We start from the raw sequence: 13,600 nt of genomic DNA on the forward strand, positions 1-13,600 counted from the left end.
AGATTCAATCAATAATTGAACCGCTCTTTCTCTGATTTCAGGGGTATATTTTAATTTTGTCATCGGGATAGTCTCTCAGAATATTGACTCTCCGACAAACCCGGTACGGTTCAATTTGCTAGCAATGCTGATGCATTTAAAGATTTCAATCCTAGAGATGAGTGATTAACCCTTATAGTGTCTTATCCATTCTAATTTTTAAATTTATTAGTGTGAGTACACGATAACTTCAGTCTGAACTGGATATAAAAGGATGATTTGTGGCTAGAAGTGTAAAGAAGCAACTCAGTTTCTTTTTAATCGTACTTTTCGGAGTGATTAGCTATAATTATGTAGCTACTCGCCCAGTAGAAAATACAGCGGTGAATTCCAACGTTCGAGAGCGTGAGCGAGCATTTATACAAAAACGCGCTGAATACATAAAAAGTCACGGCGAGACAAGTATAGCTGAGCAAGAAATTAATAAAGAATTGGCACTCAGAAGAGGGTATTCTTTAATTAATAGTTCGTCTTCATATCAGCGTGTTGAAGAGCAAGATCTTGAAAAATTTGTAAAGTGAGGTTCATATTATGGTAGATCAAATTATTTCTAAAGATAATGCGAAAATATTCGCTAAATCCGCAGCAAAAAATTAGTAAGATGAAATAATAAAGTGTGACGAGCTCAGGTCTATACTAAACGCAACTAATCAACCTCCTATGAAAATCGTAAGAACTGGTAAAGATGTCATGGAGTTTTTAGAGGATTGATTTTTATGACATTGTTTTATTTTTATTTGATCGCTGTGATTTTAATGAAGTATTGCGGGATCATTACTCAATTTTAATTTATGTCATAATTTATTAATCTTAATTTCAGATAAAAATCAAGGAAAAAATTAATGTCGAGAAAGGTAATAATGACTACAAATGAAAGACATCTTCAAGAATTAAATCAAATGCGTGCTAGCTACCGTGGTGTGCAACTTTTAAGGCAAGATAAAATTTAACTGATTCAACATGCTGTAGTCATTCAGTCGCATGAAATTTCTATTAAAGATAGTGATCATACTCTGTGTGATGATTTATCAATAGAAATTGATGAGTGTGACATCTTAAAACAAACGTCTGAGACTATGTATGCAACTACAGGTGATACAATTTGGTTAAGTTTTTAAATTAACATTAAAAGTTATGATGTGATCTTAGTGAGAGAAGCTCAGAGTGTCTTTAGGAACTGCTCAATGGATATTTCTTGTTCCACGTAAAAGACACCATTTTGATCTGCTTTCATTTTTTTAATGGAATTACCTTGAAGTTTATTGATCTCGAGTAGATCTTTAAGCATTTGTTCTGAAAGTTTATTCCTTCTATCATTTTCTGAATCTAAATGAATTGACATGAGTTTCTCCTAATTCATGGCGAAGAATCTAAATCATCAGTTCTACAGGAATTTTGATATTAGAGTTGATTTAGATTGGTTCAACTCAAGTATGACAACTTAAACTTCGATGATCAAATTTTCTCTAAATCCATTTTTTCCCTGCTCCTGTGGATAACCTAAAGGATTGATTACTAATCTACATCCGTCGACTATAGTATCCACTGATGTGTGGGTATGTCCAGAAATCCAAAGTTTGAAGCCTTTTACATCTAGGTCATTAATAAAATAGGGATTGAGGGCTGATGCAACAGGATGCGTACCCCAATATGGATCAAGACAAGCTAAATGAGGCGGGAAGTGTGTAATGACAATCACATTATCTTTATCCTTAAATTGCATAATATTTTGATGATATTTTTTAAATAGTTCAATGTAGTCATTAGCAGTTATCGTTCGATGCTCACTGCCAATCATGATTTGATCAAAATCATAAATCGATTGTTCAGCATCTTTTTGAGACTGTAAAAGTACGCTAGGAGATGTAAGTGGGGAATTGGAGCGGAAGTTCGTAAATAATGTGCCGCCAACAAATATTTTATCTCGTATTTTGATATGGTTATCATCAAGTAGTGAATTTTTAGGGTAATTTTCTTTCAAGAAATCTACGATTGAATTGTAGTTAGAGCTGTAGTAATCATGATTACCTAAAACAAAGATAAATTTTTTATTCAGAGATTTACATTTTTCGGCAAACTCAATTGCACCACTTAAGCGATTAGAAAAATCGCCAGCATGAATAATGACATCAGCTTGCTCTGATATTGAATATTTAGAATTGTGAGTATCCGATAAAATTTGCAGTTTCAATCTACTTCCCTTATTAAAATACGCCGTTCAAATATATACATCTTCATTCGAATAAGTTTACATCAACTAAATATTAGAAATTATAAGATACTCATCTGTATTCTTAAGCCTCTAAAAATATAGGTAATTATTTTTGAATCAATTGATCAAATATTAATCATAAAATTTGACCAATTGAATTTATGCACATAAGATAAAGATGTTACAGCAAAATCTGTGACCAGGCGTGGAAACCTGAATTTACTACAGAAGCAGTAAACCGCTTTGGCGTTTTTTTGCGTTAACTATGTTTAGTCTATCGTAATGGTAGGCCAAGCAGGGCAGTCTATGACTGGCCGTCTTCTGTAGTACGGTATTTCCACCCCTGTTTGGCTTGCCTCCATCTCGTGGAAAAGTTGGAAGCTTGTTTGTAATTAATTACTACAGGAACTAGACATGAACACTTTCTATAATATCCCTTATTTTCTCAAAGCTATTTCTTCTGTTCTTAAAGAATAAAATTTTCGAAATAAATTTTCGTCATGTTTAATTAATTCTACTTTTATAAATTTCGTAATTTTACGAGATATAGAGAAGTATTGCCTAGAGAAAATAAAATGGCCCGTACTAAGCTTTTAACCAATATTATTCAAAGAAAAATGATGGTGCTTGACGAAATGTCGCACTCAAATCTGCACCATAACTTTGAAATATCACTTTATGACTTCGCCAACCATGAGATTCTAGAAAAACTATATAAAGCAGACAATCAACGCTCCACAGAGTGTTGGAGCCATACTGAAATTAAGGAGTTCATTCTAGATTGTTTGAATGATCGTAATGTCAATTTATGCGTTCGCTATTGGAAAGATGCCGCTGGCAATATTTATATTATTGATGGTGGGCACAGGATTTCAATTATTTATGCTTGGATTAAAAGATACTTTATTGATGAGCAAGTAATAGGAGCCCCAAAATTCACGGCACCACAAAAACGAGATATTCGTCAGATTCGTAATCGATTAGGTGGATTAGCTGATTTTCAAGAGTTATGTAGCGATTCTGAGTTTCAGCAAAAATTAAAATCAACCAAAATTAATTTTATTGAAGTCATTGGGACACCTGAGGAAGCTCGAAAAGCCTTTTGTTCAATCAATTCGGATACGAAACGATTAGATCCAGATGAAGAATATCATTTACAAAATAGGGGAAGTGATGCTTTTTATGTGATTTATGCGTGTTGTTATATAAACGATAATAAATCCAACTTGGCTGAACTGAATTACGAGCGGATAAATGAAGTGATCACTTTGGGTGAGCAAATTCATGATCATCTTTTTAAGATAATACTTTTAGAGCCAGATTTAACACACGGTAAAAAAATCGGCTTGGTCAATGAACTCCTGAATATCATGTTTGGTGATACTAGTCAGAATACTGTGAATATAGACCAAGGTCAGCGTGTAGAAAATTTAATGCTAAAACTTAGAGTTGTGCTGTGTCGTATCGCTACACCACCAATTAGTATTCGGATTCCAAGTTTGGGCTTACACCCAAAACTATATTTTTATAAAGATAATCGTTTTCAAGTGACATCCTTTTTGGCCTGGTTCTCTATCGTCTGTGAAATTGAAAAAGACTGTTTTGAAATACAGAATAAAAAGATAGATTTTATTGGATTTACTCGAGCACGCCGTGGTGTTGAAAGTTTAATTGAAAAAATTCCTGTGGCGATTAAAGAAACTGTCGGTAAGTTTGGTAGCGGAATCAAATCACATGAGCGATTGAAGAACGTGTATCAGGCCTTTATCTGTATTGGACTGAATATGGATTTAGATTTTGAAGATGAAGTTTGTTTGAACACCGTCATTCTTTCGATGAGTCAATCATTTGATTATATTAATTTTAATGATTTTTACCTTGACCGTTTTGGTGGTGATTATGATGAGAGTATTGTTGATGATGTTGTGAGCTTTGTGCAATCAGTAAGATCATCAAAGAAGAAAAAACCTCTAAATTTTTCACTAGCGGCCAAAAGAAACCTGTATCAACGTGAGGAAAGGAAAACTTGGAGCTATTGCGAAGTATGTGATAGTGCTTTATACCTTGAATCGACTGAAGTAGATCATCGTGAATCGAAAGCAGAAGGTGGTTACGGTGTCTTAGAAAATGGAGCAATTATTCACCCGATATGTAATCGTTTTAAGTCAGATCGTGCTTTGGAAGAAGTAAGAGCAGATTTATTTGACTAAAAAGATAATGGAGCAAATGCTCCCTTATTTTTTTGTTTTTTAGTAGACTGGGGTTAGTATTTAGCCTAAGCAACCAATATGAAAACAATAGACTATTACAACCAATACGCAGATCAATTTTTACAAGCCACGTTGTATGTGGATATGGAAAGCCTATACCAACCATTTTTAGCTGAGTTGCCAGATTCAGCACGCATCCTGGATTTAGGCTGTGGCTCAGGGCGTGACAGTTTGGCTTTTGAAAATAAAGGCTATCAAGTTGATGCTATCGACTATTCTGAAGTATTGGTCGAACGAGCGAGCCAACTGACTGGTATCGCTGTACAGCAGCAAAGTTTTTATGAGCTTGATATGCACGATGTTTATGATGGGGTATGGGCATGTGCCTCTTTACTACATTGTGCTCGTAATAGACTCCCTGATGTTTTAAAACGTATTCATGCTGCGTTACGCCGTGGCGGTGTGTGCTATATGTCTTTTAAATATGGAACAGCAGATAGAGTAAAAGGCGGTAGGGCGTTTACTGACTTAAATGAGGAGCAGGCTCAGGAATTGTTAGACCAGTTGAATGGGGTTAGGGTATTAAAACAGTGGATTACAGTAGATCAGCGACCTGATCGACAAGAAAAATGGCTGAATGTACTTTGGGAAAAACATGCCTGATTTTATTCTTACAGCTCAAAAAAAATTGAAATTCCTAAAAAATATCCAACTGGTTCTATAGTCGGAGAGTTTTAGTAGTCATTATAAATTTGCACTATTGATTATTCTCAAACGATTAGCTATTGAAAAATGGCAGGACACAAGGATTACATAACTGATTGGGTGTGGCATTCGAATCATGAAAGACCACACCAAGCTAACAAAGGAAGATCACCTTTAATGGCTGCTTAACCTCTACTTATAACTTCGGTTATTTATAGGCTACCGGGGATTCCATGGTTTTTAATCCGCGTCTGTTTATGAAGTCATTTTACTGTACAAGTTATATAGAAAATTATGGTTATCAATATGATTTAATTACTCCCATAATATCAAGATATGTGTGGCGATTTAAGAAATCTCTAAATAACTTATATTTACATTCTTAATTAAAAAAAATATGATCAAAGTTCAGACAGAGGATTTTGATATTTAATAAATATAAAAATACCTCTTAGTGCCAACTTTGTCATGGATAAAACTTAATGCAATTAAATAACAATGGTTCTAGTACTGAACTAAGTACACTCGCACCTAAAATAATTCTTTCCCCTTTATTAAAAGCTATGGTGGGGACTCTTAAAAACCATCAGTCAGATCATTTCTTCAATTATTATGGGCCTTCTCATAATTTGCATTTTGATGCCACCGCTTTTGTGTCTGCAGTATTTAAGCAGATCGGGACTAAAAACGATTCAAAGCCAATTTATAACATCATCAAAGATATTCAATTATTACCTGAAGATTCAAAACTCAGAATAAGCACTTTATTTGATAAGGAATCTGAAGCTAAAACTGCCCAGACTTATCGTGATTTAGACCAAGCGATGTCTGAAATTGTTCAGCAAGTACTTCAAAATGCTCCGACAGGTATGGCACTGAATTCTCTCAACCAATTCTTAGGCGATCTCAAAAATTCTGATCCAGTGATTGCCAAAAATTCTCAATATCCTATGCAAGTCAAAGGGCAATCTAAAGTAGCTTCTTTGCAATATACAAGCGACTTAAAAGCAAAAGATGGCGAATTGCGACTGTTTACTGTAACGGAAGAACTCAGCAAACCTAAATGGGTGAAAGAAGTTCGTGATGCTATTAAAGCCATCGTGAAACAGTCCTACTCAGCTGGCGAAAAGATGCCATTAGAGGTTGCTGAACGTATGGAGGAAATTCTTGATGCTGAATGTTCAGTTGAAAATAACGACATCCAAAATTTACTTCATTTTGTAGAAACTAAAGCACTACCACGAGCACGTATCCGAAATTGCTTTAAAATAATGGAGATCATTGCTGATCACATTGAGCAGAATGAACGAAATGAATTTAAACGTGAAGCTGCTGTTTCTTATATCCGTAAAGCAGTCGCTTTTTTTGAGATTTTCGGTGATCGAATTGCACCTTGGAATGATGAAACGACTGAAGCCATTAAAGACTATGGCATTGATTTTGGTGCTATCTACGGCGCTGTAGGTAAAGTTGATTTTAATGCATTACTAGCGGCACTGTTGCAAATAACCACGAATGGTAAGCTGAAGACTGTTTTAGCTAAAGGTGCAGCATATGAATCCTTTCCATGGTCGGCATTTTCAGGGCGAAATCATTCTTTGGGCTGTGCGCTGGTATTGTAAATATGGCATTAGCTATCGTGAACTACAGGAAATGCTGGCCGAACGGGGTGTGAATGTTGATCACACGACTATTTACCGTTGGGTTCAACGTTATGCTCCTGAAATAGAAAAACGGTTACGCTGGTATTGGCGTAATCCTACAGATTTACATTCATGGCATATGGATGAGACTTATATCAAAGTGAAGGGGCGATGGACTTACCTGTATCGTGCAGTTGATCAACGGGGGCATACGATTGACTTTTACCTTTCCGCTAGACGGAACAGTAAATCAGCCTATAGTTTTCTAGGAAAGATCTTCAATACGGTGAAAAAATGGCAAATTCCACGGGTCATCAATACAGATAAAGCAGCGACCTATGGCCATGCTTTATCACGATTAAAGCGAGAAGGAAAATGTCCAGTAGATATTGAGCACAGGCAGATTAAGTATAAAAATAATGTCATTGAATGTGATCATGGTAAGTTAAAGCGAATCATCAGGGCCACATTAGGATTTAAATCTATGAAGACTGCTTATGCCACAATTAAAGGTATTGAAGTCATGCGTGCACTACGTAAAGGACAAGCATCGTCATTTTATTATGGTCAGCCTCAGGGTGAAGTGTGTCTAATCAACAGGGTTTTCGGTCTCTAAGTACTTTTTAAAGGGAACATCATCGACTCAAATCTCTATTTGCAACAGTGCCACATGGGTATCTAAGCTATATGCCAGAGTTAAGTTCTTTGCTGCCAAGAGCTTGGCATAATGCCCAATCTCGGAAGCCACAGGGTCAATCAATATCGCTTGCTGTGTATCCTCACAGGCGAGTAAATAGGTATAGGTCGAACTTTCCTGTTCAAAGAATTGATGAAATATCATAGGTATTTTTCTCGAATCAAATCAACTTATATTCTAATTTTGCAAATACAATGCCAATTTTATCTTTTAATTTTATATACAGTAAAATCAATTAAATATATTCGTTTTATTTATTTTGGTATTTCAAACAACTTATTTTTGTTTCATAATTTGTTTCACATGTTGCAACAACTGAAATAACATATGAAACATCAGCCACAAGAAATCGAATGCAGCCCTATACAACTCGAATTAAGTCAAAAATTTCATAGTTGCTCCAAAGAAATGCGGCATATGTATTCAATTATTGAAAAAGTAGCGGTGACTGAATTTCCTGTTTTGGTTCGTGGAGAATCTGGTAGCGGTAAAGAGTTGGTTGCCCAAGCCATTCACCATTACAGTCAGCGTAAGAATGAGGTTTTTATTGCCATTAACTGTGCTGCACTCAATGCCAATATTCTGGAGAGTGAACTGTTTGGACATGTTAAAGGGGCATTTACAGGGGCAATTAGAGAACATAAAGGCGTATTTGAACGTGCAGCAGGTGGCACATTATTTTTGGATGAAATTGCCGAAATTCCACTGGAATTACAAGCCAAGTTATTGCGTATTCTGGAAACAGGTGAATTTACTCCAATGGGTGGGGAAAAATCCATTAAATCTGATGCGCGTATTATTACTGCAACCCATCGGGCATTGAGAGAAGAAGCTCGACTGGGGCATTTTCGACAGGATTTACTCTATCGCTTACGGGTGATTCCTATTTTTATACCGCCTTTACGTGAGCGTAAACAGGATATTCCCCTCATTGCCGAAGCAATTTTAAAAGAACAACAGGAAAGTTTAAACACCACACCTAGACTTACACAACAGGCAATCGAAGTATTGATAAATTATGACTGGCCTGGCAATGTACGAGAACTTAAAAATACGCTGCTCTATGCACTGACGATGGCAAATGGTCAATCTCATATTGAAGTCATGGATTTACCCGATGAAATCAGTCATACCCTATACCACAGTGAATGCATCAATTCATTAGAGCCATCACCACAAAAGGGAAAGCTAAACAAAGATACAGTGCAAAAGATGTTAGTCAAATATCAATATGACTTCGCTTTAACAGCTCAAGCCCTTAATATCAGCCGAACTACATTATGGCGTTATCGAAAGTTGTTTAATTTATAGTTGTGCTTCCGTCAGCCATGTCTTAAATGCCACCAGTTTCGGCATATTCTGACATTCTTCCCGATACACCATGTAATACGCCAATACAGATGAACATTGCATATCAGGATATAATCGTATCAATCGCCCCGTTTTTAAATCATCTGCTGCCATGACACTTCTGGCCAATGCCACGCCATGTCCGTCTATGGCTGCCTGTAAAACCGCAGCCGAATTATTGATTTTTAAACCTCGTTGGGTCGGTTCATCACTAATCTGATTGTACTGTAACCATGTATCCCAAGTCGTAAACCCTGAATGGGCATCCATTGTTAAATCATGGATTAATGGTAGATTTAATAAACTCTTAGGATCTTGTAATTGTAGCTGATACTTCTGATAAAACGCAGGCGAACAAACAGGAAATACCTCCTCATCCATTAACTTCTCTGCAACCAATCCTGACCAGTTGCCTTGTCCATATCGCACTGCAATATCAATACCATGACGTCCAAAATCCACAGGCTTTAAATTGGTATCCAGTCGAATATCAATCTCAGGATAAGCTTGTTGAAAAGTATCAATTCTTGGTAACAGCCATTTCGCTGCAAAAGCAGGACTGATGGCAACAGTTAAAACCCCTGTTGAGGTTTGAGCCTGTAATTTTTCCAGTCCAAATATCAGCCTGTCGAATCCTGCACGAATATCAGGTAATGCCAACAATGCCGCTTCAGTTGCTACCAGTCTGGCTTTACCTCCTGTACTCCGCTGAAACAAGGTCATGCCGAGATAATCTTCTAGACTTTTAACCAGTTGTCCTACTGCCGCAGGGGTAACATTTAGTTCATCAGCAGCAGCCGAAAAACTTTGATGTCTGGCACTAGCCTCAAAAGCTCTTAATGCGTTGAGATATACAGGAGTTTTCATTCTAAAGATTTTCTATTAATCATCACAAGATTATCTCATTTGTTTATATAGGACATGAATCATAAAATCAATCCATGCAAATGACATACAGAATAGATATGTCAGGGAAAAACTCAAAATTGATAGAGGATGGCATAGTCATGAATAGATTTTCTTTGAAAGTAGCGATTGTAACAGGTGGTGGTTCAGGTATTGGTAAAGAGGTTGCCACTCGCTTAGTGAAAGAAGGTGCAAATGTTGTCATTACTGGACGTAATGAAGATAAGTTAAAACAGGCTGCTCAGGATATTGATGCCACAGGTGAGCATATCCGTTATTTTGCTGCGGACATTGCATCCCCAATAACTTCACAACAACTTGTTGATTTCACCACCGCAGAATTTGGTGGGGTTGATATCCTGATTAACAATGCTGGCATTTTTGCGCCTACACCATTTCTGGAAGTCTCTGAATCTGAATATGACGGATTTCTAGACATCATCTTAAAAGGCAAGTTTTTCATGGCTCAGGCTGCCGCAAAAGCCATGCAGTTACGTGGTGGCGGTGCAATTGTTCAAACAGGTTCGTTATGGGCATTACAGGCAGTTAAAGCAACGCCATCTTCTGCCTATTCTGCTGCGAATGCTGGTGTACATGCATTAACTCATAACTTAGCAATTGAACTTGCAGAGGTGAATATCCGTATTAATACCGTTGCTCCTGCTGTAGTTGAAACACCTGTGTACAACACATTTATGACAGATGATCAAGTGAAAGAAGCACTTCCATCTTTTAACTCGTTCCATCCATTAGGTCGTAACGGTCAGCCTGCCGATGTTGCAGAAGCGATTTTATTCCTTGCCTCAACAAATGCAGCATGGATTACAGGAACCATTCTACCTGTTGATGGTGGTGTAATGGCTGGTCATTAATTTATACCTATTTTTAACCTTTTAGCTAAGTGAGATTTAATATGCAAGACTGGAATAATTATCGTGATTCTTTATTACAACGTGTGGGTGAATATGCTCAACTTGCGCCAGATGTAATGAAAGCCATTGGTTCACTTGAGCCAAGTATTGGCAAGATGGGAAAACTGGATGCCAAAACCCATGAATTGATTGCTCTGGCAGTCGCTGTAACGACACGTTGTGATGCATGTATTGCCGTTCATTCTAAAAAAGCGATTGAACTAGGTGTGAGCCGTGAAGAAATTGCAGAAGCTCTTTCTGTGGCAATTGCATTAAATGCTGGTGCTGCCCTGACTTATTCAGCCCGTGTTTTAGAAGCAGTAGATAGCGTAAGTCAGCAATAACATTTTTAAATTCTTCCTCCTATTGATCTGCATCAGGTCAATAGGATATTTGCCTTTTTGAATGGATGAGACAAAGCATGTTAATTAACGCTGATTTTTCCCAAATGGCTGTGGTTAAACCCAACGACTATCAATGGGTCAAGTCTCCTCGTGGTGAAGTTGAAAGAGTTATGCTGGATCGGGTTGGAGATGAAACTGCCCGTGCCACGAGTTTGGTTCGTTATACACCACACACCATTTTTCCAGAGCATCAGCATCCATTGGGTGAAGAAATTTTGGTGCTTTCAGGAACATTCACTGAAAATAATGATCAGCATTATCCAGCAGGCTGGTATTTACGCAATCCAGATGGTTCAAAACATACTCCATCCAGTGAAGATGGCACACTGATTTTTGTCAAACTCATGCAAATGTCCAAGACTAATACTGAGACTGTGCGTATCAATACTCATTATCCTGAAAACTGGCAAACACTTGGTCAGCGTCTGATTTGTCCCTTATACCTCTCGCATGATGAACATACCTATCTCGAAAAACTTAAACCACATCAGAGTTTTGATGAACATAGTTTAAATGGGATAGAACTTTTAATTGTACAGGGTGAATTGATTGCAAATGGAGAGTGTTATCCCACAGGTTCATGGATTCGTTTACCACTTCAAAGTAGCCATAGTTTTTATGCAAGTGAAATAGGCGCAATGCTGTATGTAAAAACAGGCCATCTTTCCTCTGCCCAAAAATTTATGGAGCAGCAGTCATGATACAGACCAAGATTGCCATTATTGGCGCAGGATTAAGTGGCCTTTATGCTGCCTATTTACTGGAGCAAGCTAAAATCACCGACTATGTTGTACTGGAAGCGAGAGAGCGTTTAGGAGGACGTGTCTATTCAGAGCGAGGATTTGATTTAGGTGCAACATGGATCTGGCCTGACCTCAATCCTGATCTAATGCGACTGGTACATCAATTGGAATTGACGTTTTCCGAACAGTTTGAAAAGGGTAAGTTGGTCTTTGAAAAGCAAAGAGGAATACCCCCTGTACAGTTATCAAGTCCTTGGGCATCGACACCCTCGATTCGCCTTGAGGGTGGAATGAGCAGCCTGATTCATGGCTTAGCCCAACAAATTCCTGCACAAAAAATTATGACTCAACAACAGGTCACTCATATTACTCAACAAGAACAAGCACCACTTCATTTAACCACTCAGAATCAGGCGGGTGATGAAACAATTATTGAAGCAGATTATATCCTAATTGCGCTTGCACCTCGTCTAACTGCTCAACACATTTTATTCTCTCCAGCCTTGCCCCCTGCATTACTGAGCCAGTGGAAACACACTGCGACATGGATGGCTCCCCATGCCAAGTATGTGGCAGTTTATCCTGAAGCTTTTTGGAGAAAACAGGGCTTGTCTGGTCAAGCCAGTAGCCATGTTGGCCCTATGGGTGAAATTCACGATGCGTCTACATCCAATGGTCATGCCGCCTTATTTGGTTTTCTGGGTATTCCTGCAAGCGTTCGTAAAAAAGTCAGTGAGGCAGACTTGATGGCACATTGTCGGGCACAACTGGTTCGCCTGTTTGGTTCAGAAGCTGCAACCCCTGAATATGAATATATCAAAGACTGGTCAGCAGACAATTTTACCGCCACTGAAGATGACTGGAAAAACCCTGCTGTCTCTCATGGAGTAGCACCTGAAAATACCCCGAATGACCAAATTTGGCATAACCGTATCATTGGCATTGCTAGCGAATGGTCACAGCACTATTCAGGCTATTTAGCAGGGGCGATAGATGCTGCTCAGATTGGTGTTCAGCGTATTCAACAACTCTTATAAAATTCAATAGGCATATTTATGCAAAAGACTTATAAAGCCGTACAGGTAAGCCAGTTTGGTAAACTGGAAATGGTTGAACGAAATATTCCCACACCACAGGTAGGTGAGGTTCTGATTGCGGTGGAAGCCTGTGGCATCTGTGGTGCAGATGCCACCACAGTCGAAAGTAGCAATCCTGATTTTCAATATCCCCGTGTGCCAGGTCATGAAGTGGTTGGGCGGATTATTGCTATTGCAGATTCCTCATCCTATTGGAAAATTGGTCAGCGAGTTGGAGTCAGTCGCCTAGGCGGACATTGCAATCACTGTGCTGAATGTCGTCAGGGTTTATTTAATCTCTGCAACAACCAGCCTGTTATGGGGAGTAGCCATGATGGTGGCTATGCAGAAATGCTACTTGCCAAAGAAACAGGATTAGTGACTATTCCTGATGAACTAAGTTCAGTTGAAGCTGCACCTTTGGTGTGTGCTTGTCAACGGCATTCTAAAATTGACCCCTTTTACCTTAAAAATGGCTAAGTAAAATTGACCCCTTTGATCTCGTATTAAGTTTCAACCTGGGGCTGAATCCCAATTCTTTTTTTATCCCTCAAACGATAACTCTCACCCGATATTTGTACTACATGACAGTGATGTGTGCTGAGAAAACAGGAGGTTTTAACTTGGTAAACTATAGACACTCATCAGGAGTTTACCATGAGCAAGAAACAGAAGACTTACACCGCAGAATTTAAAGTTGAAGC

Annotated in this window: 14 protein-coding genes and 3 pseudogenes; 12 read left to right on the forward strand and 5 right to left on the reverse strand. The window is 38.1% G+C overall.

What is annotated here, in order from left to right; all coding sequences use genetic code 11:
- Positions 1–260 precede the first annotated feature (260 nt).
- Complete coding sequence (locus ACSC97_RS15735) at positions 261–560, forward strand: hypothetical protein (protein WP_436661868.1); 300 nt, start codon at positions 261–263, stop codon at positions 558–560.
- A 638-nt stretch (positions 561–1,198) separates the two neighbouring features.
- Here ACSC97_RS15735 and ACSC97_RS15740 read toward each other — a convergent pair.
- Together ACSC97_RS15740 and ACSC97_RS15745 are read right to left on the reverse strand one after the other, a co-directional pair.
- Positions 1,199–1,381: a hypothetical protein gene (locus ACSC97_RS15740; protein ID WP_019384236.1), complete on the reverse strand. Its 183-nt coding sequence runs from the start codon at positions 1,379–1,381 to the stop codon at positions 1,199–1,201.
- A gap of 99 nt (positions 1,382–1,480) precedes the next feature.
- Entirely contained in the window at positions 1,481–2,230 is a 750-nt protein-coding gene (locus tag ACSC97_RS15745; RefSeq protein ID WP_019384237.1) for a metallophosphoesterase family protein, read from the reverse strand.
- A 596-nt stretch (positions 2,231–2,826) separates the two neighbouring features.
- Here ACSC97_RS15745 and ACSC97_RS15750 point away from each other — a divergent pair.
- From ACSC97_RS15750 to ACSC97_RS15770, 5 genes and pseudogenes are all read left to right on the forward strand, one after another.
- A complete protein-coding gene (locus ACSC97_RS15750) occupies positions 2,827–4,461 on the forward strand; it encodes an HNH endonuclease (RefSeq protein ID WP_436661871.1) in 1,635 nt (544 codons plus the stop codon).
- A 78-nt stretch (positions 4,462–4,539) separates the two neighbouring features.
- Complete coding sequence (locus tag ACSC97_RS15755) at positions 4,540–5,124, forward strand: class I SAM-dependent DNA methyltransferase (protein WP_436661873.1); 585 nt, start codon at positions 4,540–4,542, stop codon at positions 5,122–5,124.
- Positions 5,117–5,266 (forward strand): annotated as a pseudogene (locus tag ACSC97_RS15760) (HNH endonuclease); the annotation flags it as partial. The gene ACSC97_RS15755 and the pseudogene ACSC97_RS15760, both read left to right, overlap by 8 nt.
- A gap of 382 nt (positions 5,267–5,648) precedes the next feature.
- Entirely contained in the window at positions 5,649–6,788 is a 1,140-nt protein-coding gene (locus ACSC97_RS15765) for a hypothetical protein (RefSeq protein ID WP_436661875.1), read from the forward strand.
- Positions 6,721–7,425, forward strand: coding sequence for an IS6-like element IS1008 family transposase (locus tag ACSC97_RS15770; protein WP_019383564.1), 705 nt, complete (start codon positions 6,721–6,723; stop codon positions 7,423–7,425). Before ACSC97_RS15765 ends, ACSC97_RS15770 begins: the two co-directional genes overlap by 68 nt.
- Before the next feature lie 51 nt (positions 7,426–7,476).
- On the opposite strand, the pseudogene ACSC97_RS15775 reads toward ACSC97_RS15770, so the two are convergent.
- A pseudogene (locus tag ACSC97_RS15775) lies at positions 7,477–7,650 on the reverse strand (hypothetical protein); the annotation flags it as partial.
- A gap of 183 nt (positions 7,651–7,833) precedes the next feature.
- Between ACSC97_RS15775 and ACSC97_RS15780 the strand changes: the two are divergent.
- Positions 7,834–8,817, forward strand: coding sequence for a sigma-54 interaction domain-containing protein (locus ACSC97_RS15780; protein ID WP_436661877.1), 984 nt, complete (start codon positions 7,834–7,836; stop codon positions 8,815–8,817).
- Here ACSC97_RS15780 and gcvA read toward each other — a convergent pair.
- On the reverse strand, positions 8,812–9,723 hold the full coding sequence (gene gcvA, locus ACSC97_RS15785) for a transcriptional regulator GcvA (RefSeq protein WP_016165174.1): 912 nt from the start codon (positions 9,721–9,723) through the stop codon (positions 8,812–8,814). The genes ACSC97_RS15780 and gcvA overlap by 6 nt on opposite strands.
- Positions 9,724–9,863: 140 nt before the next feature.
- On the opposite strand from gcvA, the gene ACSC97_RS15790 reads away from it, so the two are divergent.
- From ACSC97_RS15790 to ACSC97_RS15810, 5 genes are all read left to right on the forward strand, one after another.
- Entirely contained in the window at positions 9,864–10,634 is a 771-nt protein-coding gene (locus ACSC97_RS15790) for an SDR family NAD(P)-dependent oxidoreductase (RefSeq protein ID WP_436661880.1), read from the forward strand.
- 41 nt (positions 10,635–10,675) lie between these two features.
- Positions 10,676–11,017: a carboxymuconolactone decarboxylase family protein gene (locus tag ACSC97_RS15795; protein ID WP_016165172.1), complete on the forward strand. Its 342-nt coding sequence runs from the start codon at positions 10,676–10,678 to the stop codon at positions 11,015–11,017.
- Positions 11,018–11,094: 77 nt separating this feature from the next.
- Complete coding sequence (locus tag ACSC97_RS15800) at positions 11,095–11,778, forward strand: cupin domain-containing protein (protein WP_016165171.1); 684 nt, start codon at positions 11,095–11,097, stop codon at positions 11,776–11,778.
- Entirely contained in the window at positions 11,775–12,857 is a 1,083-nt protein-coding gene (locus tag ACSC97_RS15805; RefSeq protein WP_016165170.1) for a flavin monoamine oxidase family protein, read from the forward strand. Before ACSC97_RS15800 ends, ACSC97_RS15805 begins: the two co-directional genes overlap by 4 nt.
- 18 nt (positions 12,858–12,875) lie before the next feature.
- A complete protein-coding gene (locus tag ACSC97_RS15810; RefSeq protein ID WP_016165169.1) occupies positions 12,876–13,376 on the forward strand; it encodes an alcohol dehydrogenase catalytic domain-containing protein in 501 nt (166 codons plus the stop codon).
- A gap of 26 nt (positions 13,377–13,402) precedes the next feature.
- On the opposite strand, the pseudogene ACSC97_RS15815 reads toward ACSC97_RS15810, so the two are convergent.
- A pseudogene (locus ACSC97_RS15815) lies at positions 13,403–13,492 on the reverse strand (AAA family ATPase); the annotation flags it as partial.
- Positions 13,493–13,600 lie beyond the last annotated feature (108 nt).

Source organism: Acinetobacter sp. P1(2025), from assembly GCF_051390655.1.
GTDB lineage: Bacteria > Pseudomonadota > Gammaproteobacteria > Pseudomonadales > Moraxellaceae > Acinetobacter > Acinetobacter junii.

Excerpts from the sequence above, each read along its gene's own strand:
- ACSC97_RS15740 (WP_019384236.1), bottom strand. The coding sequence starts at position 1,381 with ATGTCAATTCATTTAGATTCAGAAAATGATAGAAGGAATAAACTTTCA.
- ACSC97_RS15750 (WP_436661871.1), top strand. The coding sequence starts at position 2,827 with ATGGCCCGTACTAAGCTTTTAACCAATATTATTCAAAGAAAAATGATG.
- ACSC97_RS15755 (WP_436661873.1), top strand. The coding sequence starts at position 4,540 with ATGAAAACAATAGACTATTACAACCAATACGCAGATCAATTTTTACAA.
- ACSC97_RS15765 (WP_436661875.1), top strand. The coding sequence starts at position 5,649 with ATGCAATTAAATAACAATGGTTCTAGTACTGAACTAAGTACACTCGCA.
- ACSC97_RS15770 (WP_019383564.1), top strand. The coding sequence starts at position 6,721 with ATGAATCCTTTCCATGGTCGGCATTTTCAGGGCGAAATCATTCTTTGG.
- ACSC97_RS15780 (WP_436661877.1), top strand. The coding sequence starts at position 7,834 with ATGAAACATCAGCCACAAGAAATCGAATGCAGCCCTATACAACTCGAA.
- gcvA (WP_016165174.1), bottom strand. The coding sequence starts at position 9,723 with ATGAAAACTCCTGTATATCTCAACGCATTAAGAGCTTTTGAGGCTAGT.
- ACSC97_RS15790 (WP_436661880.1), top strand. The coding sequence starts at position 9,864 with ATGAATAGATTTTCTTTGAAAGTAGCGATTGTAACAGGTGGTGGTTCA.
- ACSC97_RS15795 (WP_016165172.1), top strand. The coding sequence starts at position 10,676 with ATGCAAGACTGGAATAATTATCGTGATTCTTTATTACAACGTGTGGGT.
- ACSC97_RS15800 (WP_016165171.1), top strand. The coding sequence starts at position 11,095 with ATGTTAATTAACGCTGATTTTTCCCAAATGGCTGTGGTTAAACCCAAC.
- ACSC97_RS15805 (WP_016165170.1), top strand. The coding sequence starts at position 11,775 with ATGATACAGACCAAGATTGCCATTATTGGCGCAGGATTAAGTGGCCTT.
- ACSC97_RS15810 (WP_016165169.1), top strand. The coding sequence starts at position 12,876 with ATGCAAAAGACTTATAAAGCCGTACAGGTAAGCCAGTTTGGTAAACTG.